Below are 24585 nucleotides of genomic sequence, written 5' to 3'. Positions count from 1 at the left end.
CTCCTGTGGCAAGATCAGGACAGGCGCTCGCCGATATGCCGCTGCCCTGGGAAGCAGTGCCTTGCCACGGTGGCGATCGCATCGGCCAGTGCCTCATCGCGTTAACCCCTCATCGCCTCGATGGCGCCTTGTTCCCGGTGGTGCTTTGCATGCAGATACCCGACGCCCCTGCGTTGAACCTGACCCACGCAACGTTGCTGCCAGGCGGCGTCAACGCCATGATCGGGGCGCGCCTGCCGGCCAACGAAGATGAGCGCGTCCAGGCACTGCATGCTTACCGCCTGCTGGATACCGCACCGGAGCCGAGCTACGACGCGTTCACCGCGATCGCAGCCGCGGTCTGCCGGATGCCGATGGCGCTGATCTCGCTGGTCGATACCCATCGCCAGTGGTTCAAATCCCGGCTTGGCATGCAGCAGAGCGAGACCCCGCGCGAGTTGTCGTTTTGCGCGCATGCCATTCTCGAACCCGATCAGGTGATGGAAGTCGGCGACACTCACCTGGACGAGCGGTTTGTGCGCAACGCGCTGGTGACAGGCGAGTCGCAGATCCGCTTCTATGCAGGCGCGCCGTTGTTCACCCCGGACGGCATCGCACTGGGAACCCTGTGCGTGCTGGATCGCGTTCCGCGGCGGCTCTCGGTGGCCGAGCGCGATGCGCTGCAAGCCCTGGCCAAGCAAGTCGTCAGCACCATCGAACTGCAACAGGCCGCGCGGCTGGTGGAGCTGGACGCACTGCGCGACGCGCTTACCGGGCAATGGAATCGCGCCGGGCTGGAGCACGCCTTGCACGCGCTTGCCGATGCGCCCAGCGCTGCCGCTGATGCGCCACTGGGTTTCATGCTGCTCGAACTGGATGGCTTCAAGCGGCAGAAATTGCAGGCCGGCGCGGCAGCGGCCGATGCCACCTTGCTGCAGGTCGCTACATTGCTGGAAACGCAGCTTCCGCCTGCCGCAATCGTGGCGCGCCTGGCCTGCGATCAATTCTGCGTGGCGTTGCCGGCGACCGCTGCATCTGCGGCCTTCGCCACTGCCGAAGACTTGCGCAAGGCGGTGGAAGGCGCGCGCTGGCCCACCGGTCCGTTGACGCTCAGCGCAGGTGTGGTGGAGGTGGCCACGCCAACCGCGCTCGACAGCAATACCTTGCTGGCCCGTGCGCGGCACGCGTTGCAGCAGGCGCGTGGCGATGGCCGCAACCGCGTGCACCGCTTCGACGGTTGGCAGCTGCGGGCCTGATCGACGCAGTCCGCGCCGATCGCCCTGCGGCATGGCTGTCGCTCAGGCCGCCAGTGCGTCGGTGTTTCCGGCGATCTCGTCCACCTGCAGCACTTGCTCCATCTCCAGCAGGACTACAAAGCGCTCGCCGACCTTGCCCATGCCGCGTAGCAGATCGCGGCGGATATGCGTGCCGAACGACGGCGCCGCTTCGATGTCCTGGTCGGCCAGTTCGATCACTGCATTGACCGCATCCACCAGCACGCCAATCACCTGCGTGCCCTGTGCCTGCTCGGTGGCCAGAATCACGATGCAGCTGCGTTTGCCGATCGTGCTGTCTGCGCGCCCCAGCCGCGATTGCAGGTCCACCACCGGCACCACCGCGCCGCGCAGATTGATCACCCCGCGCACGCAATCGGGCATCGACGGTACCGGCGTGGGAGCGCGGTATTGAATGATCTCGCGAATGCCGAGAATGCTGGTGGCGAAGGTTTCGCCATCCAGTTGAAAGGTCAGGTATTGCGCGGCGACATCGGCGTCGCCGGGCATCACATCAAGCGTCGGTGCGGTCATTGGTCGCTCTCTCAGAAACGCGCGAACTGGCCTTCGTCGGGACCCTCGGACATCGCATACGCCGGCGCTGCGTTGCTGCGCCAGCCACGCGTGCCCGCCGCACGCGCCGGCCGCGCGGCGACCTGCTTGCCGCGCTTGGGCGGCGCAGTCTGGGCGCCCTGCCCGCCCAGCCGGAAGAACGCCATGCTTTGCTGCAACTGTTCGGCCTGCGCGCTCATTTCCTCGGCAGTGGCGGCCAGTTCTTCGGATGCGCTGGCGTTCTGCTGGGTGGTCTGGCTCAACTGCACGACCGCCGAATTGATCTGGCTGACGCCGGAAGATTGCTCCTCGGAGGCGGCGGAAATTTCCTGCACCAGATCGGAGGTGCGCTTGATGCTGGGCACGATCGAATCCAGCAAACGGCCGGCGCGGTCGGCCAATTCCACGCTCGAACTGGCCACCTCGCCGATTTCCTGCGCGGCTACCTGGCTGCGCTCGGCCAGCTTGCGCACCTCGGCGGCGACCACGGCAAACCCCTTGCCATGCTCGCCGGCGCGCGCGGCTTCGATCGCGGCATTGAGCGCAAGCAGATTGGTCTGGTACGCGATGTCGTCGATGATGCCGATCTTCTGCGCGATCTGCTTCATCGCCTGGGTGGTGGCAACGACCGCTTCGCCACCTTCCACGGTTTCTTTCGCGGCCTGGGTAGCCATGCCGTCGGTGACGCGCGCGTTTTCGGTGTTCTGGCTGATCGATGCGGTCATCTGCTCCAGCGAGGCGCTGGTTTCTTCCACACCGGCGGCCTGTTCGCTGGCCGCCTGCGACAACGACTGCGCGGTGGCGCTGACTTCTTCGGACGCACTGGCGAGCGTTTCGGCGCTGGTGTTGACCTCGCCGACCACCTGCGACAGCTTCTGCACCATGGTGCGCATCGCTTCGAGCAATTGCGCGGTTTCGTCGCGGCCGTGCACATCGATGCGCATGGTGAGATCGCCTTCGGACAAGCCATTGGCCACCGCCACCGCGCGGCGGATCGGCCCGGTGACGCTGCGGCTGATCACCACACCGAGAATGGCACCGAGCAACACGCCGCTGCAGATGATGGCGACCAGCAGCCTGGAACTGCGCGTATGGATCGCATCGGCTTCCGCGTTGGCCGCCGCGGCGCTGCGCTCGCGCAGGCCGCTCAGGTCGGTCATCAGGTTATCCACTTCGTCCGAGCTGGCACGTACCGCGCGCGACAGCGCGGCCAGTTCCGGATTAGCCTCGCGCAGCGCTTCGCGGTTGGCGGCTTCGATGAAGCGGCCGCGCTCGTCCAGATATTTCTGCCAGGCGCGATCGAATTGCGCCAGCTTGTTCTTGCCTTCTTCGCTCTGGAAGCTCGCACGCGCACGGGTCATGTAATCGACCACCTTGGCGGTGTATTTGTCGATGTTCTGCACATGCGACTGGCGCTCTTCTGCGCTGCTGGCCAACAGCAGATTGGCGCGCGCGCGCCCTGCATAGATGAGGTTGATATTGGCTTCCTTGACGTTGGACATGCCGAGCAATTCGCGCTCGTACAACGAACTCGACAGCGCATTGATACGGCCGGAGTTGGAATAGCCCACCCACCCGATGCATGCGCCGATCGCCGAGACGATCAGGAATGCCACGATCAGTCTGGTTCCGATTCTGAAGTTGCCTAACATTGGGGAGTTCTCTCAAGAGGGATGCGTGGGCGACATGCGCTGCAGGAAGGCGATGGCGCTGCGCGTACCGCGCATGGCGATACGGCTGGTCTAACCCATCGCTAATGGCTATCGGCGACGACAAAACGCGCTTGAGATGCGTCCGGGGCCGCGGCGCCTATTCATCGAATCGAATCTGCGCTTTTGTGACAGATCACGCGCTCATCACGGGCCATATTCGGAAAAACCCTACCCCCGCCCGTGCGCTATCCAGGCCAATCCGCCGGGACATCACGTCCGCGTCGCTATGCTTTGGCCATGCCTGCAACGCCCTTGCCCCGTACGTTCTATGCCCACGACGCCCGCCAGGTCGCGCCGCAATTGCTCAACAAGGTGCTGGTCAGCGCCGACGGACGCCGCGGGCGCATCACCGAAGTGGAAGCCTATTGCGGCAGCGACGACCCGGCAGCGCACTCGTTCCGCGGCATGACGCCGCGCACGCGGGTGATGTTCGGTGCGCCCGGGCACCTGTATGTGTATTTCATCTATGGCATGCACTGGGCAATCAATGCGGTCTGCGGCGGTGCGCCCGGGCACGCGGTGCTGATCCGCGCGCTAGAACCGCTGGACGGGGTCGACCACATGCAGGCCGCGCGCGGCGCCGCGCCCGTCACCGCCTTGACCACCGGCCCAGGCCGCCTGGCGCAGGCGTTCGGCGTGACCGCCGCTGACAACGGGCTGGATCTCAGCACTGCGGCCGCGCGGCTATGGATCGAAGACGACGGCATGCCGCCTCCGTCCAACCCAGTGGCAACGCCGCGCATCGGCATCCGCAAGGCGGTCGATGCGCCCTGGCGGTGGGTGGTTGCAGATAGTCGCTATGTGTCGCGCCCGCTTCCGCGCGCGACCGGAAAAGCCACGCTGCTTGCCGGCGATTGAGCCAGCCAGCGCTCCATCGGCGATTGCTCGGCCGCGCCCGGCCCGCGCTGTAGCAGGCGCAACGCCTGCTCGGCCTGCGTGGGGGTGAGCTCCTGCAAGGCCTGGAAGCGGTCTGCCGCCCACACCGCCATCGGCAGCCCATCCAGCGAAGCGACCCGATTGCCCGGCACGCGCGTGACCCGCTCGCCCGGCAGCAGACTGCCGAGCAGATTGCTTGGGTCGCTCGCACTGATGCAGATCCACTGCTGCGGCAATGGCTGCGCGCGCACGCGGCGCAAGGCCGCAATCGCCTCCGGCAACGCAAACTGCTCGCCGGACAACCCGGCGATAAACCGCCCGCTGCGGATTTCGCCGCGCGCTTCGAGCCGTTGATACATGCGCAGCAATTCGCGCCATGGCGGCAGCCACGCGGCCTCGCGTTCGAGCAGCCGCCAACACACCACGCCGTAGCGGCGCAACAACGTGCGCGCCACGTGCTCGAGCGTGTCCTGATGGCGCTGCGCGGCCTCGGCAAGCGGCAGCTCGGGCAGCGCCCGCACCGGCGCCCAGCGGCCCGCATCGCGGATGCCCAGCGCGCTGGCACGGCGACGCTGCCGCGACAGTGCCGACGGCCGCTTGGACGCCGGCACCAGCAGCGCGCGCAGGCCGGCATAGCTGTCGCAATGCGCGCGGCCGCGCATTACCAGCTCGCTCAACGCATCTTCCAGCTCGGTGTTCATCAGATGTGCCGCGTCGGCGATTTCATCGAAGAACAGCGCGCCTTGCTGCTGCAACACGTCCATGACGCGTTGCGCGCGCGAACCCAATGGCGCGTCGTCGGCATCGCGCGCCAATGCGCTCCAACGCTGCGCTTCGCGCCGTGGCAGCAGCACGATCGGCGTGCTGCGCAGTGCAGCGCCGCTGCGGCCACCGCCGGGCCGCAAGCGTGCCCATAGCGTGCGCCCGGCGGTGCACAACTCGTCCAGCCAGGCCGGTTGATAGTCGCGGATGCGCGCCGGCAATAGCTCGCTCTCCCACAGCACCGCAGGCGCCTCGAAGCCCTCGAGCTGCCCCACCACCCCGGCCAGCGCATCCGGCCCAGCCACCCGGCTGCTGCTGTCCACGTGCTGCCACTCGAACAGAAAACGCGCGTAATCGCGCTGCGATACCGGTTCGATCTCGCGGCGCAGACGCCCCAATGTGTAGCGGTGGATGCGTGCCAACAGATGGCGCTCGCACCACTCTTCGGCCTGCGCGTGCGCACTGAACTGCCCGGCCATGACATAGCCCTCGCGTTGCAGGGCCGCCAGCGCCAGCGCGATCTCTGATTCGGGCACCAGCAACGCCTGGGACAGGGCCGGCACCTGTGCCGGGCCGACCGCAGACAGGCGCCCGCGCAGCAGTTCGCGCACCGCCCAGTCGCGCTGCCAGTCGGCAACACGGCAATCGGCCGGCGCCTGCAGCGGCGGCTGCGCAGTTGCTTGCCGATACAACGGCATGAACCAGTCGATGCGCTCGGCGCTGATCCACAGCGCCGGGCTGCCGTGCAAGGCAATACAGCTGGCACGACCCGCTGCGGCCAGCGCGCCCAACCATGCCTGCCACTGCGCATCGGTGGCCTCTGCGACCGGCAGCACGCCCAGCCCCACCAGTGCCTCATGCATCTCTTCGGCATCGCGCGGCTGTGGCCAGGCCTCTTCGCGAACGGCCTCGATGGCTTGCGGATCGAGCTGGCCCAGGTCGTCGCTGCTCTGCGGCGTGTAGCGCCGACTTTGCACGGCCTGGGTGCGGCGTTCTTCCAGCGGCGCATCGTCGAGGAATGCATACGGACGCGCATTCAAGGCTTCGGCGGCCAGTGGCGACGGCGCAGCCAGGTCGCGTGCGACCAGCGTCACCGCGCCCGATTCCAGACCGCGCAATACCTACAGCCAGCCTTCGCTATCCATGGCGTGGTGCAGGCAATCTTCCAACGTCTGCGCCACCAACGGATGGTCCGGCACCTCGCGCTCGCCGACCAGGTTCTCCGCACAGGCCACCTGGTCCGGGAATACCGTAGCGAGCAAATCTTCGGACTTCATGCGTTGCAACTGCGGCGCAACCTTGTTGCCGCCACTGAAGCGCGGCAGCGCCATCGCGTTGGTCGCGTTCCAGCGCCAGCGCACGCCGAACAGCGGTGCATCCAGCAATGCCTGGATCAATACATGCTCGGCCGAGGACGAATGCAGGTAACGGCCAACCTCTTCCAGCGCAAAGCTATGACTGGTCGACAGCGACAACACAATCGCATCTTCGGTGGCTGCCGCCTGCAATTCGAAATTGAAGGTGCGGCAAAAGCGCTTGCGCAGCGCCAGCCCCCATGCACGATTGATGCGGCTGCCGTATGGCGAATGGATGACCAGCTGGGTACCGCCGCTGGCATCGAAGAAGCGCTCCATCACCAGGCACTGCTGGGTGGGCATCGCGCCCAACGCCGTGCAAGCGCTTGCCAGATAATCCACCAGTTGCCGCGTCGCTTCGGCAGACATCTCCAGCTCGCGCTGCAGCCAGTCGCGCGCGGCTTGGTGCGGCGCGGTGTCCAGACGCGTGGCAATCTCGCCACGCAGGCGCGACACCGCCGCAGACAGTTCATCGCTGCGACCCGGCGCTTCGCCCAGCCAGAACGGAATGTTCGGCGGCGCACCCTTGGCATCTTCCACGCGCACGCGCCCGGCTTCCACGCGCAAGATGCGGTAGCTCGCGTTGCCGAGCTGGAACACATCGCCGGTGAGGCTTTCGACGGCGAAATCCTCGTTCACCGTGCCGATCTTTTCGGCTTGCGGTTCCAGCACCACGCTGTAGTCGCCGGTTTCGGGAATGGTGCCGCCGGAGGTGAGCGCCGTCATGCGCGCACCGCGCCGGGCGTGCAAGCGCCGATGCACCGCATCGCGATGCAGGTAGCCGGCGCGCGGACCGAGCCGGGTGCTGAAGCCATCGCACAACATGCGCACCACGCTGTCGAAGCTGGCACGGCTCAACCCGGCGAACGGCCACGCGCGCCGCACCAGCGCGAACAGCGCATCTTCGTCCCAGTCTTCGCAGGCGGTTTCGGCAACGATCTGCTGCGCCAGCACATCCACCGGCGCTGGCACGATGCGCAAGGCATCCAGTTCGCCGCGGCGGATGCTGTCCAGCAGCGCGGCGCATTCGACCAGTTCGTCGCGGGTTTGCGGAAACAGGCGCGCCTTGGGCGTACCGCCGACCTTGTGTCCGGAACGCCCGGCGCGTTGCAGGAAGGTGGCGATCGAGCGCGGCGAACCGAGCTGGCAGACCAGATCGACATCGCCGATATCCAGCCCCAGTTCCAGCGATGCGGTCGCCACCAACACGGTGAGGTCGCCGGCCTTGAGCCGTTGCTCGGCCAGCAGGCGCGTCTCGCGCGAAAGGCTGCCGTGATGCGCCGACACGCGCTGCTTGCCGAGCAGATCGCCCAGATGCCGCGCCGCGCGTTCGGCCATGCGCCGTGTGTTGACGAACACCAGCGTGGTGCGATGCTGCTGCGCCAGTGCGGCCACATCGGCGTACACCTGCAGCCACTGGTCGTTGGACATCACCACGCTCAGCGGCGTGGGCGGCAACGCCAGGGCCAGGTCACGCCGGCGGGTGTAGCCGATATCGACGATCTCGCACGGCGGCGGCACGCCGTCTGCGTCGACACCGACCAAAAATTGCGCCACCGTTTCGATGGGCTTCTGCGTCGCCGACAGCCCCACCCGCGTGATCGGCTGCGCGACCAGCCGCTGCAGGCGCTCCAGTGTCAGGCTCAGGTGGCTGCCACGCTTGTCCGACGCCACCGCGTGGATTTCATCGACGATCACGGTCCGAACATGCCGCAGCGACGTGCGCCCGGATGCCGACCCCAACAGCACGTACAGCGACTCCGGCGTGGTCACCAGAATATGCGGCGGCGTGCGACGCGCCTGCGCGCGCTCGCGCTGCGGGGTGTCGCCGGTACGCACCGCCGTACGAATCGGCACATCCGGCAAGCCTCCGGCGACCAGCGCCGCACGGATGCCCTGCAACGGCGCGTCCAGGTTGAGGTGGATGTCGTTGGACAAGGCCTTCAACGGCGAGACATACACCACACGGGTTTCGTCGGGCAACGCACCGCCGTTGGCCAGCCCGTCGCGGATCAACGCATCGATGGCGGCGAAGAACGCCGTCAGCGTCTTGCCCGAGCCGGTCGGCGCGGCCACCAGCGTGTGACGTCCGGCCTGGATCGCCGGCCACGCGGCGATCTGCGCCGGTGTCGGCGCAGCGAAGGTCTGCGCGAACCACGCAGCGACCACAGGATGGAAGTGTTGCAGGACAGGATGCATTGGCAATGCCCGACGCCATTGCTCATCATGACGGCAAGGCGCGCGGATGTAACTCGGCGGGAACCACCATCAATGGGGCTGCGCAGCGGTGCAGACAAGCCATGGGCCAGGCCGGTAGTGAACGATTTAGAGCGGCTGACAAAACGACTGCGCAGCCGCCAGGCGGGCGCGGCCGGTGCTCGGAATCGGCATGTCCCACTCGTACACTCCGGTTCTGAGCGCGCCGTCCACGCCCACCTGACAGCTGCTCGCTACCTTTTGTTAGCCGCTCTTAGCGCAATGGTGACGGCCTCTGCCGTCGACAAGGCGACGCCTTCGCAACGCTGCGGCGCCGGCCCGGCGATTGTCCGCCGGCCACGTGCCGTGGCACATTGACGGCATGCCCAGCCTGATTCTTTTCATGATCGCCGGCGCCGCGCTGTTCGCGTTCTGGAACTCCTCGCGTGCGGCTGCCGAACGCGCCGACATCCTCGGCCGCAATGCCTGCCGCGCGGCCGACGTGCAATGGCTGGACCAGAGCGTGCATTCCACCAATCTCCGCGTGTGCAGGATGCCCAGCGGCTGGCTGGGCTTCGAGCGCACCTTCCGTTTCGAGTATTCCTACGACGGCGTGGATCGCCATAGCGGCAAGCTGGTGCTGCGGGGCGATCAACTGATTGCCTTCACCGGGCCGCAGGTCGCGACCGTCAGGGCCTTGCACCCGGAGCATGAGCGTCTGGAGTAAGGCGCGCAGTTGCCGGTCGCACGCGCGCCGACGTCTAACGTACCTGCAACTTCACATGCCTGGGCGGCAGCAACTGGCCGGCCGGTTTTCCTCTTGGATTCCGGCGGTCGTCAAGCTGTCGCTACGCGCTGTCGCTGTGCGTGCACGCGGTTGGCCGTTCCAGCAGTCGCGGCACTCCACAGCCGGCCGCGTCATTCCAAGGCCGTCGAATCCGGAACGGGCTCGTAGCCATTGCCCCTGCCGCTCAGCCAGCACAACTGCAGCTTGCCCTCTCGACGCAGCTGCGCCTGGGCGAACAGCGACAACGGATCCAGCAGGTCGGCATCCTTCAATAGACGCGACTTGCCGGCAACGTCGATGCTGAGAAAATGCGCCTCACTCGGCGTATCGATGTAACTGCGCGCAACCAGACAACGCTCGCCATCCACGAAGCGATAGATGTCGTACTCGTACACGTAGGCGTCGTCGAGCGCGCCGGACGCATCCGGCGCGCTGCAATCGACATGACGGGTGCGCTCTACGTGCAATCGAACCCTCCACTTGCCGAGCCTGCAGGTCATATGCTCGCCGCTTTCACCGCAGCTCATGGAACCTGGGGCGCCATCACCGGTCGCCGTGGACGGTACGCGGCAACCTTAGCTTACGGATGGTCCCTGCCGATTCCGGTCACGGGCTGCACTCGCCTTGCGGCGGCGCAAACCTGTGGTGCGCTGTCCTTATTTCACCACGCGAAGATGCGGGCGCTTGCCGCCGCTGGGCGGTTCGTCCGGCGTCGGCGCGCTCGGCGGTGGCGTGCCCGGATCGGGCGGCTCGCTGTTGGTGCCGGGAATGTCGTCCGGCAGGGCCATGCCCTGCCCGGTTTCGCGCGCATAGACCGCCAGCACGGCGGCCATCGGCACCATCACCGGGTGGCTCACGCCACCGAAGCGCGCAGTGAAGCTCACGCTTTCGTTGTCCACCTGCAGGCCAACCACGGCACGCTCGGCGATATTCAAGACGACGCGACCGTCCTTGACGGCACTGGCAGGCACCTGCACACCGGGCAAGCCGGCATCCACCAAAACGTGCGGCGTCATGCCGTTGTCGTTGATCCATTCGACCAAGGCCCGCAACAGGTACGGGCGATGGCTGGTCATGCGGGGGAAATCTTCGCTCATTACGTCATTTTACCCGCACATGGCCCGTCGCGGCGGCCACGCGATCGGAAGTCGGTCTGTTGGCATACAGCCGTCGCATCAGCCCGGCAGGTCGCGCAGCTTCTTTTCCTGGTCGGTGAGGCTGCGGATGAAGCCCGGGTTGCGGAAGATCCGGTTGCCGTAATCCTCGATCGCCTTACCGTCCTTGGGCAGGCTGATTTCCAGTGCATCCAGTCGCCAGATGATCGGCGCCATCGCGCAATCGGCCAGACTCATTTCCGGATTGAGGAAGAATTTGCTGGCCTTGAACAACGGCACCGATGCGGTAAGCAGTTCTTTCAGGCGCTTGCGGCCGGCCTCGGCCTGCGTCTTGTTGCCGAGCTGGATCGCCTGTACTTGCGGCACCCAGTCGTGCTCGATGCGCAACATGGCCAGGCGCAGACGCGCGCGCGAGAGCGGGTCGACCGGCATCAGCGGCGGATGCGGATAGCGCTCGTCCAGGTATTCGCTGACCACCGACGCGGCGTACAGCACCAGGTCGCGTTCGACCAGCGTCGGCACCGAATGATAGGGATTGAGATCGATCAGATCTTCGGGAGGATTTTGCGGGTCGACCGCCACCAGGTCGTAGGTCACCCCTTTCGCCGTCAGGACCAGACGAACCCGGTGGCACAACACGTCGTCGTTGGACGAAAACAAAGTCAAGGTATTCCGCATACGCACACTCGTCGCCATTCAAGGCTCTCCGACGACCGGAATCCGCCGGCCGCATCGGCGCGGCCGGCCCAACGCCGACAGTCACCACGGTCTATCGAGTGTGCAATCACGTCACGCAAAAGCCAAGAGTGATAGGGCTTATTAATGTTCCGATAAGGCGGTTGTTGCGGCACTCCCCGAAACCGCAGCACGCGTGGGCGCTGCCACCCTGTTTCAGCGAGCGACGCAGGCGGCCCCGATAGAGATGCTGTCCGCCTGCCAACCATCGCCCCGCCCCTCTCCGTACGGGAGAGGGCAAGCGGTTCCCGTTGGCAGCGCCCGCAAGGCGCGGCGATCAGTGAGGTCTCCAAACACCTAGCCATGCCTGCCCTGCACTGCACTGCAAAGGTTCGCTCCCGCAGCCGATGACGGCCTACGCGGCGCTCAATGCACGTCCTTCCAGTATTCCTTCTTCAGCAAGTAAGCGATGAAGGTGAGCAGCGCCAGGAACAGGACCACCCACACGCCCATGCTCTGGCGCTTCAATGCAGCTGGCTCGCCGGCGTACTCCAGGAAGTTGGCGATATCGCGCACGGTCTGGTCGAATTCCACCGGCGTCTGGCGCCCCGGCTGCCCCAGCTTCAATGCCTCTACCGGCTTGTCGCCGGTGGCCTTGTCGGCCGGGCCGAATTGCGCCTGCTGCAAGCCCTGCAACTCCCATAGCGGGTTGGGCATCGACGCGTTCGGAAACAGTTTGTTGTTCCAGCCCAGCGGGCGGGTCTGATCCAGATAAAACGACTTGAGATAGGTGTAGACCCAGTCCGTACCGCGCACGCGCGCAATCAAGGTCAGATCCGGCGGCGCCTTGCCGAACCACTTGGTCGCGGCATCGTGCGGCATGGTGCCTTCGATGTGTTCGCCGACTTTGGCACCGGTGAAGTTGAGGTTGGTCATGACCTCCTCTTCGCTCAAGCCCAGATCGCTGGCCATGCGCGAATAGCGCAGGTACTTCAATGAATGGCAGCCGGAGCAGTAGTTCATGAACAACTGCGCACCGCGTTGCAGCGATGCGCGATCGCTCAGGTCATTGCCGGCTTGCTGCACCGCCCCGCCTTCGGCTGCCGCCGCACCGCCAGCGATCACCAGGCCGCAGAGCAAGGCGACCACGCGCGACGTCCATGACCTCACGTTCGAATTAGTCATGGGTCGTCACCCGCTCCGGAACCGGCTTGGTCTTGTCCAGCCGCGTCCACACCGGCATGGTGATGAAGAAGGCGAAATACAGGAAGGTCAGCACGCGCCCGACATAGGTTTCATGCGCGTCGGTGCCGGGGCCGGAGCCGATCACGCCCAGCCAGACGAAGCACACCACCAGCACGCCCAGCGCCAGCTTGGAAATCCAGCCGCGGTAGCGCACCGAGCGCACCTTGGCGCGATCCAGCCAGGGCACCAGGAACAGGATTGCGATGGCCGAGAACATCACCAGCACGCCACCGAGCTTGTTGGGCACCACGCGCAACATGGCGTAGTACGGCGTGTAGTACCACACCGGCTTGATGTGCTCCGGCGTCACCAGCCGGTTGGCTTCGGTGAAGTTGTCGTGCTCCAGGAACAGGCCGCCGAACGCCGGTGCGAAGAAGATGATGAAGGCCGCGATCAACAACAGGAAGCCGACGCCCACCAGGTCCTTGACCGTGTAATACGGATGAAACGGAATGCCATCGGCCGGCTTGTGCGCATCCCAGCGATTGCCCTTGGGACCTTTCTTGATGTCCACGCCATCGGGGTTGTTGGAGCCCACTTCATGCAGCGCACCGATGTGCAGCACGATCAACAGCAGCAGCACCAACGGCAGTGCGATCACGTGCAAGGCAAAGAAGCGATTGAGCGTGGCATCGCCGGGCAGGTAGTCGCCCATGATCCATTCGGTCAGCCCGTTGCCGATCACCGGAATGGCGCCGAACAGCGAGATGATCACCTTTGCGCCCCAGAAGGACATCTGTCCCCACGGCAGCACATAGCCCATGAAGGCTTCGGCCATCAGCACCAGGTAGATCAGCATGCCCAGGATCCACACCAGCTCGCGTGGCTTCTGGTAGCTGCCGTACATCAAGCCGCGGAACATGTGCAGGTACACCACGATGAAGAACAGCGAGGCGCCGGTGCTGTGCATGTAGCGGATCAGCCAGCCCCACTCCACGTCGCGCATGATGTATTCGATCGAGGCGAATGCATCGGCGGCGCTGGTCTTGTAGTGCATCGTCAGGAAGATGCCGGTGACGATCTGGTTGACCAGCACCACGATGGCCAGCGAGCCAAAGTAGTACCAGAGGTTGAAGTTCTTCGGCGCGTAGTACTCGCTGATGTGCTTGCGGTACATGGGCATCAGCCCGGGCGCGCGCTCGTTGACCCAATCGAACACGCCGTTGGCGGTACGGACCAGAACATTGCTCATCAGGCAGCCCCCGTGGTTTTGGCCGACGCACCGGCATCGTCAGGATCGACGCCGATCACCAAGGTGTTGTCGTCCACGTAGTGGTGTGGGGGCACCAGCAGATTGATCGGTGCCGGCACGCCGTCGAAGACGCGGCCAGACATGTCGAAGCGCGACTTGTGGCAAGGGCAGAAGTAACCGCCTTTCCACTGGGGGTCGTAAGGCTCGGGGCGGATTTCGGCGACCATCTCCGGCGAGCAACCCAGATGCGTACACAGCCCGACCAGCACCGAAATGTCGGACTTGATCGAGCGATATTCCGGGTTTTTCAGCACGTATTCCGGCTGCTGGTCCTTGTTCTCGGACTTGGGGTCCTTGAGCCGGCCGTCCAGCGACGGGAGCGCGTCGAGCATGGCCTTGGAGCGTTTGACGATCCAGATAGGCTGACCGCGCCATTCAAGGACCATGCGCTGGCCTTCCTGCAAGGCGCTGATGTCGGCGGTTACCGGTGCGCCAGCCAACTTGGCACGCGCACTGGGATTCCACGACTTCACGAACGGAACTGCAACGAATCCTGCTCCGACCGCACCGACCACGGCCGTTGTCGCGGTCAAAAACCGACGACGCCCGATATCAGCAGGTGCGTTAACCCCATCGTTGGCCATCCGGCTCTCCGATCTTGATTAGGTAGCGTGAGGCTGCCAACGGCTGGCGGGGGGTCCAGCCGCGATGAATCGACCGCAGTGTAGCGGAACGCTTAATGCACAGACAACGCAATGTACGCAGTCGGCCCTATGCGATGCAACGGCCGATGCAGACGGCAGCCGATTCGACGGAGTTCAAGCAGCATGGAAGGCGCATGGCTGTGACGTAGTGCCATTGCGTCGCCTGCAACCCCAATGCACGCGTGCGGCGGATGCGTGGGCATGGTGCAAGCGCAGCAAATACGCGTCCGCGACTCGCTGCGGACGCTGCAACCGAGGTCGCTGGTACACAAGCACTCGCCCCACCGCACGCTGCGCGGCGCCGTGGCGGAGATTCCCGACCGCAGCTACCAATACGTCAATCAGCGGTCCGGGCATGGATCGCGCAGACGCCTCGGGACTTGTGAGATGTTAGGAGCGCCGGCCGCGCCCGCCGGGCAGCTGCACAGTCGTTTTGCTAGCCGTTTTAGTTGGCTGCCGTGGCCTGGCCACGATAGCGGCCGGCCAAGACGCCCACGCGTTGCACGTAACGCTGGGTCTCGCTGTACGGCGGCACGCCGCCGTAACGGTCCACCGCGCCCTCGCCGGCGTTGTAACCGGCAGCGGCCAGGGTCAGGTCGCCATTGAAGCGCTTCAGCAGCCAGGACAGATACTGCACGCCCCCGCGAATATTTTGCGTTGCATCATAGGCATCGCTGACGCCGAAGCGGCGCGCGGTGCCTGGCATCAACTGCATCAGGCCTTGCGCACCGGCACGACTGAGCGCAAGCGGGTTGTAGGCCGATTCGGCGTGGATGATCGCGCGCACGATCGATTCTTCCACCCCGAACTCGCGCGCCGCCGCTGCGATTTCCTGCTGGTACGCGTTGGTGTTGAGCCGGATCGCACCGAAATTCACCCCGGGCTTGGCACCGCAGGCGTAGCAGGTTTCGATGAAGCTGTAATGGATGGTGCGCAAGCCTTCGATGCTGGCGACCTGGCGCGGACGAGCGCTGGTGTAGTGACGCACGCCGTCCTTCATATAAGAGTAAACCTGCCCGCTGACGACCCGGCGCGGGTTGGTTGCTGCTGGCGCTGGCGGCGTGACGACCGAGACGGACGACTCCGGCAAGGCACGCGGAGCGGGTGCAGAAGCGACCTCGGCAACATGCCGTGGCGGCTGGCTGACCGGCTGACTGATAATGGTGGCGGGCGCGCCGCTGTCGATATTGGCCATGCTGTGCGCAGGGCTGATGGCTAGACGCCCGGCCGAAGGAGATGACGGCAGGCGGCGGGCCGAACGGTCGGGGGTATAGCTGCTGATGACGCTGCAGGTGGCGCCGCTCTGGCGCTTGCTCAGGTAGCTGGTGATGCCGTCAGCGTCGACGCACTTGTACAGCGTGCCGGCGCTGACCGGCGCAGCCGACAACGTGACGAGCATCAGCCCCAGCAATCTTGACATCCCCTTCATGCGCGGAGTGTCCCAGCTTGCCCAGGGCTTGCCAAGTGTCGGCCGGCGTTTGGAGCAGCCAGCAAAGCGCCCTGCGCAGCCGCCAGGCGTGCGGGACCGGTGCTCGAAATCCTCGAGTCTCCATCCCGCACTCCGATGACGAGCGCGCCGCCGGCCACCCGAGGACCGCTCGCGACGGCCTGGTGGCCGACCTCACTGCGGCAGCCGGTCCAGCTGCGTGTGCAACGCGTCCAGTGCCTGGGTCAAGGCGGACCGGGCTTCGGCCGGCGCAATCGCGTCGAACGGCAGGTCCAGCAACAACAGGTTGGCTGCCAGCGCGGGCATGCTCGGCGCCCCAAGACCCAGCCAGCAATGCGCGGGACCATCGGCCTGCAATGCACCCAGCCAGGGCGGGATGCGCGCGGCCAATGCCTGGACCGTGCCGGCCAGACGCACCCGCGCCCGGCACGGAAACGGCGCTTCGCCGATCGCCTTGCGCAAGAGCTGGAGTGGCTCTTCGGGCAATGCACGAGGAGCGAACCGCGCGCCGGTGGCGACCGCCTGATCGATCCGGTCCACGCGCAGGCTGCGCCAGTCCTGGCGTTCGCAGTCCCAGACCAGCAGGTACCAGCACCGCCCGTAGTTCACCAGCAGTGCGGGCTCGACGTTGCGGGTGATGGCCGTACCCGAATGGCGCCGATAGTCCAGCCGCAGCGTGGTCCGATCGCGGCAGGCGGCCGCCAGCTGCGCGAGCAGGCCCGCATCGACCAGCGATTCCGTTTCGGCAGCCGGCATGCTGGCGATGGCGGCATGTGCGGCACTGGCGCGCTGGCCGCTGCGGCGCGGCAGCAGGGGATCCAGTTTGGCCATCACGCGTTCCGCAGCGGCGTCCATCCCGCGCACCGCTGGCGCGGCGGCGCGCAAGGCGACCGCCACGGTCAGCGCCTCGTCCTCTTCCAATAACAGCGGTAATGCCGCACCGCCCTGCCCCAGCCGGTAGCCTCCGCCGCTGCCGGGCGCTGCATGCACCGGGTAACCCGCTTCGCGCAGGCGCTCGATATCGCGCCGCAGGCTGCGCGGATGGATGTCCAAGCGCTCTGCCAGCGCGACACCGGACCAGCTCCGCCCGCCTTGCAGCAGGGAAAGCAGACGCAACAGACGGGCAGCAGTGGAAGCCATCACGCCACCGTATTGCGGACAGAAACTGTCCGCAAGTGGCCCGTAACATCGTGATACCCCGCCCTCACACCACCTGCTTCGCCACCGCAGCCACCCCGGAAGACCGCAATGTCCGACGACCGCCACGTCACCCTCTTCCACAACCCCCGCTCCCGCTCGCGGGGGGTGCTGGTCTTGCTGGAAGAGCTGGGCGCACGCTACAGCCTGCAGCCCATCGATCTGGAGAAGGAACAGCAGCGCACACCGGAATTCCTTGCGATCAACCCGATGGGCAAGATTCCGACCATCGTTCATGGCACCAGCGTGGTCACCGAACAGGGCGCCATCTATCAGTACCTGGCCGAGCTGTACCCGGAAGCCGGCCTATCCCCGGCGCCGGGCGATGCCGACCGCGGCGCCTACCTGCGCTGGCTTGCGTTCTACGGCTCGGCCTTCGAACCGGCAATCATCGACCTTGCGCTCAAGCGCCCCGCCCCGCCCCGCCACGCTCGCTCTCGCCTTATGCCGACGCCGACACGGTGCTGCAGGTGGTCGATGCGCAGCTGGCAAAGGGCGATTACCTGCTGGGCGAGCGCTGCAGTGCAGCCGATGTGCTGTGGGGCGGCGCCTTGGCGTGGATGGTGGACTTGGGCCTGATCGACCCGCCGGCCCCGACCCGCGCCTATATCGCCCGGATGGCCGCGCGCCCGGCAGTGGCGCGCGCCGACGCCGTCAGTGCCGGGCGCGCGCCCGCGGACGGCGCCAGCGCAAGCGGGTAAACTGCGCGGCTCTCTTCCTACCCGCCTGGAATAAGCGCCATGCCCGAGACACCCGTTTCCGACCTGTCCGCGGCCGCTGCCATGGACGCACCCGCCCTGTTGCCCTTGCCCGTCGCGCGCCCATCGGCACCTGCCGTAGTCCGCGGCAAGCTCTATATCAAGACCCACGGATGCCAGATGAACGAGTACGACTCGGCCAAGATGGCCGACGTGCTTGCCGCTTCCGAAGGCCTGGAGCTGACCGATAACCCGGAAGAAGCGGACGTGGTGCTGGTCAATACCTGCTCCATTCGCGAAAAGGCCCAGGAAAAGGTCTTCAGCCAGCTGGGGCGCTGGAAGGCGCTCAAGGCCGGCGGCAAGCCGGTGATCATCGGCGTCGGCGGCTGCGTGGCGTCGCAGGAAGGCGAAGCCATCGTCAAGCGTGCGCCCTACGTGGACCTGGTGTTCGGGCCGCAAACGTTGCACCGGCTGCCGGAACTGATTCGCGCGCGACGCGAATCGGGCAAGTCGCAGGTGGACATCAGCTTCCCGGAGATCGAGAAGTTCGACCGCCTGCCCGAGCCGCGTGCCGAAGGTCCGTCGGCCTTCGTCTCGATCATGGAAGGCTGCTCCAAATATTGCTCGTTCTGCGTGGTGCCCTACACCCGTGGCGAGGAAGTCAGCCGTCCGTTCGAGGACGTGCTGGTGGAAGTGGCGCAGCTCGCGGCGCAAGGCGTGCGCGAGATCAACCTGCTGGGCCAGAACGTCAACGCCTATCGCGGCGCATATGGCGCCGATGCAGGCGAGGCGGCGCAGTATGCCGATCTGGGTCTGTTGATTCGCACCATCGCGCAGATCGACGGCATCGGCCGCATCCGCTTCACCACGTCGCATCCGCTGGAGTTTTCCGATTCGCTGGTGGATGCCTACCGCGACGTGCCGCAGCTGGCCAACTACCTGCACCTGCCGGTGCAGGCCGGCAGCGACCGCATTCTGTCGGCAATGAAGCGCGGCTATACCGCGCTGGAATTCAAGTCGAAGATTCGCAAGCTGCGTGCAGTGCGCCCGGACATCTCGATCAGTTCGGACTTCATCGTCGGCTTCCCCGGCGAGACCGAGGCGGACTTCGAAAAGACCATGAAGCTGATCGAGGACGTGGGCTTCGACCAGAGCTTTTCGTTCGTGTATTCGCGCCGCCCCGGCACCCCGGCATCGGACCTGCAGGACGACACGCCGGAGGCGGTGAAACAGGCGCGTCTTGCGCGCCTGCAGGCGCACATCAACGCGCACGCGGCGAGCATTTCGCAATCGATGGTGGGCAGCGTGCAGCGCGTGCTGGTGGAAGGCCCCTCGCGGCGCGATCCGAACGAATTGACCGGCAAGAGCGAGAACATGCGCCCGGTGAATTTTCCGGGCAACCCGCGTTTGATCGGACAGTTCGTCGATGTGTTGATCACCGAGGCGATGAGCAATTCGCTGCGCGGCCGGATTCAACTGGACGACAGCGCACGATGATGGCGCGTGGGCGCTGCGCGATGCGGCGCCCCTTCAAGCAGGCCAGCCACGCGGCGAAGCGTGTTGCGCGCAATGGTCAAAATTTCGCCACACCTCCGTAGCGCCTTGCAACGCAAGGCCTCGTCTTACTTACCCACAGGCTTTGCCGAATTCGATCCACATCCTGTGTGGACAACCCTGTCGGCACTGGCGATTTTTTCACCAACTCCCCGGCAAACCTTGCGCCAGTAAGCGCGCCGCGTTTTATCCACAGCTTAGTGATGCGTGACTCCACAGCGCTTGTGGAAAACCTGCACGCGTCTGCGGACAGTCGCATCGCCGAGGTGCCGCGCCGCCCGCTGTGTTGGTGGGATCACATGCCGCGCGCTACCCTTTCGCTCCCGCCCTACCGACGCGCACCCAGGTGCGCTGTCCGATCCAACCATGAACGCACCTGCACATCGCGATTTCACCCTGGAACCGGAGGACATCGAGCGCCTGGCCAACCTGGCCGGTCCGTTCGATGCGCATCTGCGCCAGATCGAACTCAAGCTTGGCGTGGAGATCGCCAACCGCGGCAACGTCTTCCGGGTGACCGGACCGGAGCCGGCCATCGCCGCTGCCCAGTCGCTGTTGACCGCGTTGTACGACGAGGCCGCAGCCACGACGTTCGACACGCACGCAATCCACCTGCGGCTCAACGATGCCAACCTCGAGCATGTGGCCGAGCGCGCGTATCAGGCCCAGGATGTGGCGATCAAGGTCAAGCGCGGCACCGTGCGTGGCCGTGGTGCCAACCAGGCCAAGTACCTGCACGCGATCGCCACCCACGACATCAATTTCGGCATCGGCCCGGCCGGCACCGGCAAGACCTTCCTGGCGGTCGCAAGCGCGGTTGAAGCGCTCAACGAATCGCGTGTGCAGCGGCTGATTCTGGTGCGCCCGGCAGTGGAAGCCGGCGAAAAGCTGGGCTTTCTGCCGGGCGATCTCAGCCAGAAGGTCGATCCGTACCTGCGCCCGCTCTACGATGCGCTGTACGAAATGCTGGGCGTGGAAAAAGTGGTCAAGTTGCTGGAGCGCAACGTCATCGAGATCGCGCCGCTGGCCTATATGCGCGGCCGCACGCTCAACGATGCGTACGTGATTCTGGACGAAGCGCAGAACACCACCATCGAACAGATGAAGATGTTCCTGACCCGCCTGGGCTTCGGCTCCACGGCGGTGGTCACCGGCGACCTCACCCAGATCGATCTGCCCAAGCACGTCAAGTCCGGGCTACGCGATGCGATCGAAGTGCTGCGCGATGTGGAAGGCACCAGTTTCACGTTCTTCGAAGCACGCGACGTGGTGCGTCACCCATTGGTGCAGCGCATCGTCACCGCCTACGACAAGCGCGATAGCGCCGTGCTGCCTCCTGCGGCTAACTGACGTGCAAGGCCGCGCCCTCCTGCTTGGGGTGTGGTTGGTACTGGCTTGCCACCAACCTGCGCATGCGCAGGCACGCCAACAGGCCGACACGACCACGCGCGTCATGCTGCGGCAGCAGCTGGCCGCGTCCTGTGTCTCGCTGGCCGGTGCGCAAGCGACCATCCTGTTGGATCGGGCCGAACTGGAACGCCTGGCGTCGGAGACACCTGCAGCCGGTGCGGCGGCGGCCGATGAGGATGCGCGGCGACAGGCGCTGCTAGCCGCAACGCGAGCGCAGGCGCTCCTTGCCGCTACCGGCAAGGCGCACGACCGCTTCGGCTGCGCAGTAGCTCACGATGACAAGGAAAGTGCCGACACGCGCTATCTGGTTGGTCGCTTGCTGGAGCACGGCCAAGCCGCAATCTGGACCCAATCGCCACCGGGTTTCGCGCCGGTCCTGGAGATCAGGCGGGCCGACCCGCACTGCCAGAACGGGCCGATGGGCAGTGCGTTTTATCGTGTTGCCAACGGCGGCGCGCTTGTCCTGGTGCTGGTCGAGTGCGTTCGCTGATCCCGGACCGGGCGGCCAGGACGCACACGCAGGCGTCGCAGCAGGACGCCACTCGCGCGATACTGTCACCTCTGTCTGATCTGAATGCCGGTGTTCCATGACCAAGGGCCCTGTCCGCCTCGACGTTGCCGTCAGCTATGCGCTGCCGCGCGCCGGCCTGCCGTCGGCGGTGAGTTTTCGCAAATGGGTGGCCGCAGCGTTGAAGGGACGCATCCGCGAGGCCGATCTGGCGGTGCGCGTGGTCGACGAGAAGGAAGGCTGCTCGCTCAATCACCACTACCGCGGCAAGGATTACGCCACCAACGTGCTGAGCTTCCCCGCCGAACTGCCGGAAGGCTTGCCCAAGGGCATCAAGATGCCGCTGCTGGGCGACCTGGTGATCTGCGCGCCGGTGGTGGCGCGCGAGGCCGCCGAGCAAGGCAAATTGCTGGCGGCGCACTACGCGCACCTGACCGTGCATGGCACCTTGCACTTGCTTGGCTGGGATCACGAAGACGACAAGGAGGCCGAGGCGATGGAGCAACTGGAGCGCGAGATCCTTGCCGACCTCGGCATCGACGACCCTTACGCAGGAGAACACTGATGCGTTTCTGCATTGCCGGTGCCCTGCTGCTGTTGAGCGTGCCCGGGGCCTGGGCGCAGACCGCACCGGTGCGCCCGGACCTTGCCGCCTTGATCGAATGCCGCCAGCGTATCGGCGATTTCAGCGCATTGGCGCCGGTACTGGCCGACCCGCTCAAGGCGGTGGCGCTGGGCTGGACGCCGCTGGATCAGTCCAACCTGTTCATGACCGAATACACGCTCAACACGCCCATTCGCGTGTTCGGCCACAGTACCAATCACATCGCGTTTTCCGGCGCCAGCATCATGGCGATCCTGGACCTGCCCGATCCGCGCCCGCTGGCCAAGCAACTGGATCTGGAACTGGGCGTGGATAACGCCGAGAAGGTCATGTACGGGCGCGAGCTGGTCAGCGAGGACGCCACCAACCCCAAGACCGGCGAGGCGATGATCGAATCGGTCGTGCTGAGCGTGACCAACGTCAAATCGCACCCGGGCAAGACCGTGGTCGGCTGCGGCTACAGCCTGGACCTGCCCTGAGCCGGGCCAGGCGACGGCGCATCCACAGCGCCTTGCCGGCTTCCTGCTAGACTGACGGCTAACGCCTGGTTTGCCGGGTGCCCTTCCCCGTCACGATGTCCGAAGACGACAGTAGCCAATCCCTAGAAACACCGGAAAAACGCCGTAGCTGGCTCGAGCGCCTCAGCGCTGCCTTCTCTGGCGAACCCCATACCCGCGACGAACTCGTCGCCTTGCTGCGGACCGCCGAACAGGACGGTCTCATCGCCGCAGACACCTTGCGCATGATGGAAGGCGCGATTTCCGTGTCCGAGCTCACCGTGGGCGATGTGATGATTTCGCGCTCGCAGATGGTCTCGCTGCCGGTGGAGGCGCGCTTCATCGACCTGATGAAACAGGTGGTCGAATCGGGCCATTCGCGCTTTCCGGTCCACGGCGAGAACAAGGACGAAGTGCTTGGCATCCTGCTGGCCAAGGACCTGTTGCGCGGCGTGGTGGCCGACAATGGCCCGGGCAACGTGCGCGAACTGCTGCGCCCGGCGGTGCTGATCCCCGAGTCGAAGAAGCTCAACGTCCTGCTCAAGGAATTCCGCCTCTCGCGCAACCACATGGCGATCGTGGTGGACGAATACGGCGGTGTTGCCGGGCTGGTCACCATCGAGGACGTGCTGGAGCAGATCGTCGGCGAGATCGACGACGAGCACGACGATGCCGAGGAAGAGAATTCGCTCATTGCGATCCAGGCCGATGGGCGCTATGTGGTCGATGCGCTGACGCCGATCGAAGACTTCAACGAACGCTTCGGCGCCGAGTTCCCCGACGACGAGTACGACACCGTGGGTGGGCTGGTCACCGATGCGATCGGGCACCTGCCCGAAACCGGCGAAGAGTTGACGCTGGGGCGCTTCGCATTCCGCGTGGCCAAGGCCGATGGGCGGCGCGTGCACGCCTTCCACGTCACCATTCTGCCGCCCGATCCGCAGGACGACGCTTGAACCAGCTGACCCGCAGTGCCTATACGGCGCCGCAGCGTGGTGGCGCCTGGCAGTGTGTTGCCCGCTGGGCACTGCTCCTGGTCACGCTGCTGGTAGCCCCGCTCGCAGTGGCCCAGGCCGTCCAAGGCAATGCCTCGCAGGAAGCTGCCCTGAGCGTTGCACCGGCGCCACGCGTCGGCGTGGTGACCATGCAACCGGGCGAAGTGTTTTTCGAACGCTTCGGCCACGATGCCATCGTGGTGGTCGACCCGCGCACGCAGCAGGCCACCTCGTACAACTTCGGCTTTTTCGACCCGAGCGAGCCGGACTTCGTACCGCGGTTTGCGCGCGGCGAAATGATGTACTACCTGGTCGCGCTGCCGCTGGACGAAGACCTTTCGCAATATCGCGATGCCGGGCGCGGTGTCAGCATCCAGTGGCTGGATCTGCCGCCAGACCAGGCGCGCGCGTTGGCCGACGGTCTGGCGGTGCGTAGCCAACCGGAAAACGCGCGCTACCACTACGATTACTTCATGGCCAACTGCGCCACCATGGTGCGCGACACGCTGGACCGTGCGATGGGCGGTGCGCTCAGGTCGCAGCTGGCTGGTCGTTCGCGCGGCAACACCTTCCGCAGCGAAGCGGTGCGACTGGCCTCCCCTGCGCCTTGGATGTGGCTGGGCTTCGATCTGGGCCTGGGGCCGTATGCAGACCGTCCGCTGTCGCGCTGGGAAGAGGCCTTCGTGCCGATGCGGCTGGCCGACAGCCTGACCCAGGTGCACAACAGCGCCGGTCGCCCGTTGGTGCAATCCACGCAGGTCCTGCTGCCGCATCGCATCGCGCCGGAGCCGGCCGAACAGCCGCGGCACTGGTGGCCGTGGTTGCTGACCGGGCTCCTCGTGGCCGCAGGCGTGCTGGCCCTGGGCCGTAGGCAGCGCCTGCTGGCTGGACTGGCGTTACCGTTCTGGCTGCTGTGCGCCATCGGCGGCGGCCTGCTGGTGTATCTGTGGGGTTTCACCGCGCATCAATCGGCGTGGGGCAACCGCAACCTGCTGCTGGTCAACCCGCTGTGCGTGCTGCTGTGGTTCGGCGGCATACGGCTGCAGCTGGGCCATCGGCCGGGCCGCTGGTTCAACGTGCTGTCCTGGGTGGTGGCGGCCTGCGCGCTGGCGGCGCTGGTGATCCACTGGCTGTCCTTCCAGGCGCAGGACAACCTGCAATGGGTGATGCTGTTGTTGCCGATCCATACCGCACTTGCCATTGCCCTGCGACCGCGTGACCTGCCCGTCCGTATGCGCTGACCCGAGGATG

Annotated in this window: 20 protein-coding genes, 1 other RNA gene and 2 pseudogenes; 12 read left to right on the top strand and 11 right to left on the bottom strand. The window is 65.8% G+C overall.

Annotated elements, in window-relative coordinates:
- The first annotated feature begins 128 nt into the window (after nucleotides 1–128).
- Nucleotides 129–1235 carry a sensor domain-containing diguanylate cyclase gene (locus ACCQ03_RS06095; RefSeq protein ID WP_209227595.1) on the top strand — a complete coding sequence of 369 codons (1107 nt, stop codon included), beginning with the start codon at nucleotides 129–131 and terminating at the stop codon, nucleotides 1233–1235.
- Between the two features lie 42 nt (nucleotides 1236–1277).
- Here the strand turns inward: ACCQ03_RS06095 and ACCQ03_RS06090 are convergent, their stop codons facing one another.
- Both ACCQ03_RS06090 and ACCQ03_RS06085 read right to left on the bottom strand, forming a co-directional pair.
- Nucleotides 1278–1787, bottom strand: a complete 510-nt coding sequence (locus tag ACCQ03_RS06090; RefSeq protein ID WP_017156159.1) for a chemotaxis protein CheW — start codon at nucleotides 1785–1787, stop codon at nucleotides 1278–1280.
- Nucleotides 1788–1798: 11 nt separating this feature from the next.
- Complete coding sequence (locus tag ACCQ03_RS06085) at nucleotides 1799–3457, bottom strand: methyl-accepting chemotaxis protein (RefSeq protein WP_150146436.1); 1659 nt, start codon at nucleotides 3455–3457, stop codon at nucleotides 1799–1801.
- Nucleotides 3458–3769: 312 nt separating this feature from the next.
- On the opposite strand from ACCQ03_RS06085, the gene ACCQ03_RS06080 reads away from it, so the two are divergent.
- Nucleotides 3770–4375 carry a DNA-3-methyladenine glycosylase gene (locus ACCQ03_RS06080; RefSeq protein ID WP_170922345.1) on the top strand — a complete coding sequence of 202 codons (606 nt, stop codon included), beginning with the start codon at nucleotides 3770–3772 and terminating at the stop codon, nucleotides 4373–4375.
- On the opposite strand, the pseudogene ACCQ03_RS06075 reads toward ACCQ03_RS06080, so the two are convergent.
- Nucleotides 4315–8709: pseudogene (locus ACCQ03_RS06075) on the bottom strand (DEAD/DEAH box helicase). The gene ACCQ03_RS06080 and the pseudogene ACCQ03_RS06075 sit on opposite strands and share 61 nt — an antisense overlap.
- A 190-nt stretch (nucleotides 8710–8899) precedes the next feature.
- On the opposite strand from ACCQ03_RS06075, the gene ACCQ03_RS06070 reads away from it, so the two are divergent.
- Together ACCQ03_RS06070 and ACCQ03_RS06065 are read left to right on the top strand one after the other, a co-directional pair.
- A non-coding RNA gene (locus tag ACCQ03_RS06070) (sX9 sRNA) lies at nucleotides 8900–8976 on the top strand.
- A 76-nt stretch (nucleotides 8977–9052) separates the two neighbouring features.
- Nucleotides 9053–9433 carry a DUF3301 domain-containing protein gene (locus tag ACCQ03_RS06065; RefSeq protein WP_057677894.1) on the top strand — a complete coding sequence of 127 codons (381 nt, stop codon included), beginning with the start codon at nucleotides 9053–9055 and terminating at the stop codon, nucleotides 9431–9433.
- Between the two features lie 191 nt (nucleotides 9434–9624).
- Here ACCQ03_RS06065 and ACCQ03_RS06060 read toward each other — a convergent pair whose 3' ends face one another.
- From ACCQ03_RS06060 to ACCQ03_RS06025, 8 genes are all read right to left on the bottom strand, one after another.
- On the bottom strand, nucleotides 9625–9960 hold the full coding sequence (locus tag ACCQ03_RS06060) for a hypothetical protein (protein ID WP_057677895.1): 336 nt from the start codon (nucleotides 9958–9960) through the stop codon (nucleotides 9625–9627).
- A 189-nt stretch (nucleotides 9961–10149) separates the two neighbouring features.
- Complete coding sequence (locus ACCQ03_RS06055; RefSeq protein ID WP_057677896.1) at nucleotides 10150–10590, bottom strand: ClpXP protease specificity-enhancing factor; 441 nt, start codon at nucleotides 10588–10590, stop codon at nucleotides 10150–10152.
- 78 nt (nucleotides 10591–10668) lie between these two features.
- On the bottom strand, nucleotides 10669–11304 hold the full coding sequence (locus ACCQ03_RS06050; protein WP_209227594.1) for a glutathione S-transferase N-terminal domain-containing protein: 636 nt from the start codon (nucleotides 11302–11304) through the stop codon (nucleotides 10669–10671).
- Nucleotides 11305–11709: 405 nt separating this feature from the next.
- Nucleotides 11710–12468 carry a cytochrome c1 gene (locus tag ACCQ03_RS06045; RefSeq protein ID WP_209227593.1) on the bottom strand — a complete coding sequence of 253 codons (759 nt, stop codon included), beginning with the start codon at nucleotides 12466–12468 and terminating at the stop codon, nucleotides 11710–11712.
- Nucleotides 12461–13720, bottom strand: a complete 1260-nt coding sequence (locus ACCQ03_RS06040; protein WP_017156168.1) for a cytochrome b — start codon at nucleotides 13718–13720, stop codon at nucleotides 12461–12463. Before ACCQ03_RS06040 ends, ACCQ03_RS06045 begins: the two co-directional genes overlap by 8 nt.
- The gene (petA, locus tag ACCQ03_RS06035; RefSeq protein ID WP_209227592.1) at nucleotides 13720–14364 is read right to left on the bottom strand and encodes a ubiquinol-cytochrome c reductase iron-sulfur subunit; all 645 of its coding nucleotides are present in this window, start codon (nucleotides 14362–14364) and stop codon (nucleotides 13720–13722) included. Before petA ends, ACCQ03_RS06040 begins: the two co-directional genes overlap by 1 nt.
- 505 nt (nucleotides 14365–14869) lie before the next feature.
- Entirely contained in the window at nucleotides 14870–15853 is a 984-nt protein-coding gene (locus ACCQ03_RS06030) for a lytic transglycosylase domain-containing protein (protein WP_057677898.1), read from the bottom strand.
- A gap of 192 nt (nucleotides 15854–16045) precedes the next feature.
- Nucleotides 16046–17011 (bottom strand): helix-turn-helix transcriptional regulator, encoded by a 966-nt coding sequence (locus tag ACCQ03_RS06025; protein ID WP_209227591.1) that lies wholly within the window; start codon nucleotides 17009–17011, stop codon nucleotides 16046–16048.
- Nucleotides 17012–17176: 165 nt separating this feature from the next.
- On the opposite strand from ACCQ03_RS06025, the pseudogene ACCQ03_RS06020 reads away from it, so the two are divergent.
- The 8 genes and pseudogenes from ACCQ03_RS06020 to ACCQ03_RS05985 all read left to right on the top strand — a co-directional run bounded on the left by ACCQ03_RS06020 (nucleotide 17177) and on the right by ACCQ03_RS05985 (nucleotide 24575).
- A pseudogene (locus ACCQ03_RS06020) lies at nucleotides 17177–17769 on the top strand (glutathione S-transferase family protein).
- Nucleotides 17770–17808: 39 nt separating this feature from the next.
- Nucleotides 17809–19263: a tRNA (N6-isopentenyl adenosine(37)-C2)-methylthiotransferase MiaB gene (miaB, locus tag ACCQ03_RS06015; protein ID WP_209227590.1), complete on the top strand. Its 1455-nt coding sequence runs from the start codon at nucleotides 17809–17811 to the stop codon at nucleotides 19261–19263.
- A gap of 423 nt (nucleotides 19264–19686) precedes the next feature.
- Nucleotides 19687–20670 carry a PhoH family protein gene (locus tag ACCQ03_RS06010; RefSeq protein WP_057677901.1) on the top strand — a complete coding sequence of 328 codons (984 nt, stop codon included), beginning with the start codon at nucleotides 19687–19689 and terminating at the stop codon, nucleotides 20668–20670.
- A 1-nt stretch (nucleotide 20671) separates the two neighbouring features.
- The gene (locus ACCQ03_RS06005; protein WP_057677902.1) at nucleotides 20672–21220 is read left to right on the top strand and encodes a hypothetical protein; all 549 of its coding nucleotides are present in this window, start codon (nucleotides 20672–20674) and stop codon (nucleotides 21218–21220) included.
- Nucleotides 21221–21317: 97 nt separating this feature from the next.
- Nucleotides 21318–21803 carry an rRNA maturation RNase YbeY gene (ybeY, locus tag ACCQ03_RS06000; protein WP_008571323.1) on the top strand — a complete coding sequence of 162 codons (486 nt, stop codon included), beginning with the start codon at nucleotides 21318–21320 and terminating at the stop codon, nucleotides 21801–21803.
- Nucleotides 21803–22321, top strand: a complete 519-nt coding sequence (locus ACCQ03_RS05995) for a hypothetical protein (RefSeq protein ID WP_209227589.1) — start codon at nucleotides 21803–21805, stop codon at nucleotides 22319–22321. The genes ybeY and ACCQ03_RS05995 overlap by 1 nt, the downstream gene beginning before the upstream one ends.
- Before the next feature lie 95 nt (nucleotides 22322–22416).
- On the top strand, nucleotides 22417–23295 hold the full coding sequence (locus ACCQ03_RS05990; protein WP_057677904.1) for a CorC family transporter: 879 nt from the start codon (nucleotides 22417–22419) through the stop codon (nucleotides 23293–23295).
- Entirely contained in the window at nucleotides 23292–24575 is a 1284-nt protein-coding gene (locus ACCQ03_RS05985; protein ID WP_057677905.1) for a lipoprotein N-acyltransferase Lnb domain-containing protein, read from the top strand. The genes ACCQ03_RS05990 and ACCQ03_RS05985 overlap by 4 nt, the downstream gene beginning before the upstream one ends.
- The last annotated feature ends 10 nt before the right edge of the window (nucleotides 24576–24585 follow it).

Origin of the sequence: Xanthomonas sp. NCPPB 3569, from assembly GCF_041475645.2 — a bacterium.
Classification (GTDB): domain Bacteria; phylum Pseudomonadota; class Gammaproteobacteria; order Xanthomonadales; family Xanthomonadaceae; genus Xanthomonas; species Xanthomonas phaseoli.
Note: the sequence above shows the minus strand (reverse complement) of the source record. Positions and strands in the feature narration are given on the sequence as shown.

Coding starts and splice junctions, on each gene's coding strand:
- ACCQ03_RS06090 (WP_017156159.1), bottom strand. CDS start 1,787: ATGACCGCACCGACGCTTGATGTGATGCCCGGCGACGCCGATGTCGCC.
- ACCQ03_RS06085 (WP_150146436.1), bottom strand. CDS start 3,457: ATGTTAGGCAACTTCAGAATCGGAACCAGACTGATCGTGGCATTCCTG.
- ACCQ03_RS06055 (WP_057677896.1), bottom strand. CDS start 10,590: ATGAGCGAAGATTTCCCCCGCATGACCAGCCATCGCCCGTACCTGTTG.
- ACCQ03_RS06050 (WP_209227594.1), bottom strand. CDS start 11,304: ATGGCGACGAGTGTGCGTATGCGGAATACCTTGACTTTGTTTTCGTCC.
- ACCQ03_RS06045 (WP_209227593.1), bottom strand. CDS start 12,468: ATGACTAATTCGAACGTGAGGTCATGGACGTCGCGCGTGGTCGCCTTG.
- ACCQ03_RS06040 (WP_017156168.1), bottom strand. CDS start 13,720: ATGAGCAATGTTCTGGTCCGTACCGCCAACGGCGTGTTCGATTGGGTC.
- petA (WP_209227592.1), bottom strand. CDS start 14,364: ATGGCCAACGATGGGGTTAACGCACCTGCTGATATCGGGCGTCGTCGG.
- ACCQ03_RS06030 (WP_057677898.1), bottom strand. CDS start 15,853: ATGAAGGGGATGTCAAGATTGCTGGGGCTGATGCTCGTCACGTTGTCG.
- ACCQ03_RS06025 (WP_209227591.1), bottom strand. CDS start 17,011: ATGGCTTCCACTGCTGCCCGTCTGTTGCGTCTGCTTTCCCTGCTGCAA.
- miaB (WP_209227590.1), top strand. CDS start 17,809: ATGCCCGAGACACCCGTTTCCGACCTGTCCGCGGCCGCTGCCATGGAC.
- ACCQ03_RS06010 (WP_057677901.1), top strand. CDS start 19,687: ATGAACGCACCTGCACATCGCGATTTCACCCTGGAACCGGAGGACATC.
- ybeY (WP_008571323.1), top strand. CDS start 21,318: ATGACCAAGGGCCCTGTCCGCCTCGACGTTGCCGTCAGCTATGCGCTG.
- ACCQ03_RS05995 (WP_209227589.1), top strand. CDS start 21,803: ATGCGTTTCTGCATTGCCGGTGCCCTGCTGCTGTTGAGCGTGCCCGGG.
- ACCQ03_RS05990 (WP_057677904.1), top strand. CDS start 22,417: ATGTCCGAAGACGACAGTAGCCAATCCCTAGAAACACCGGAAAAACGC.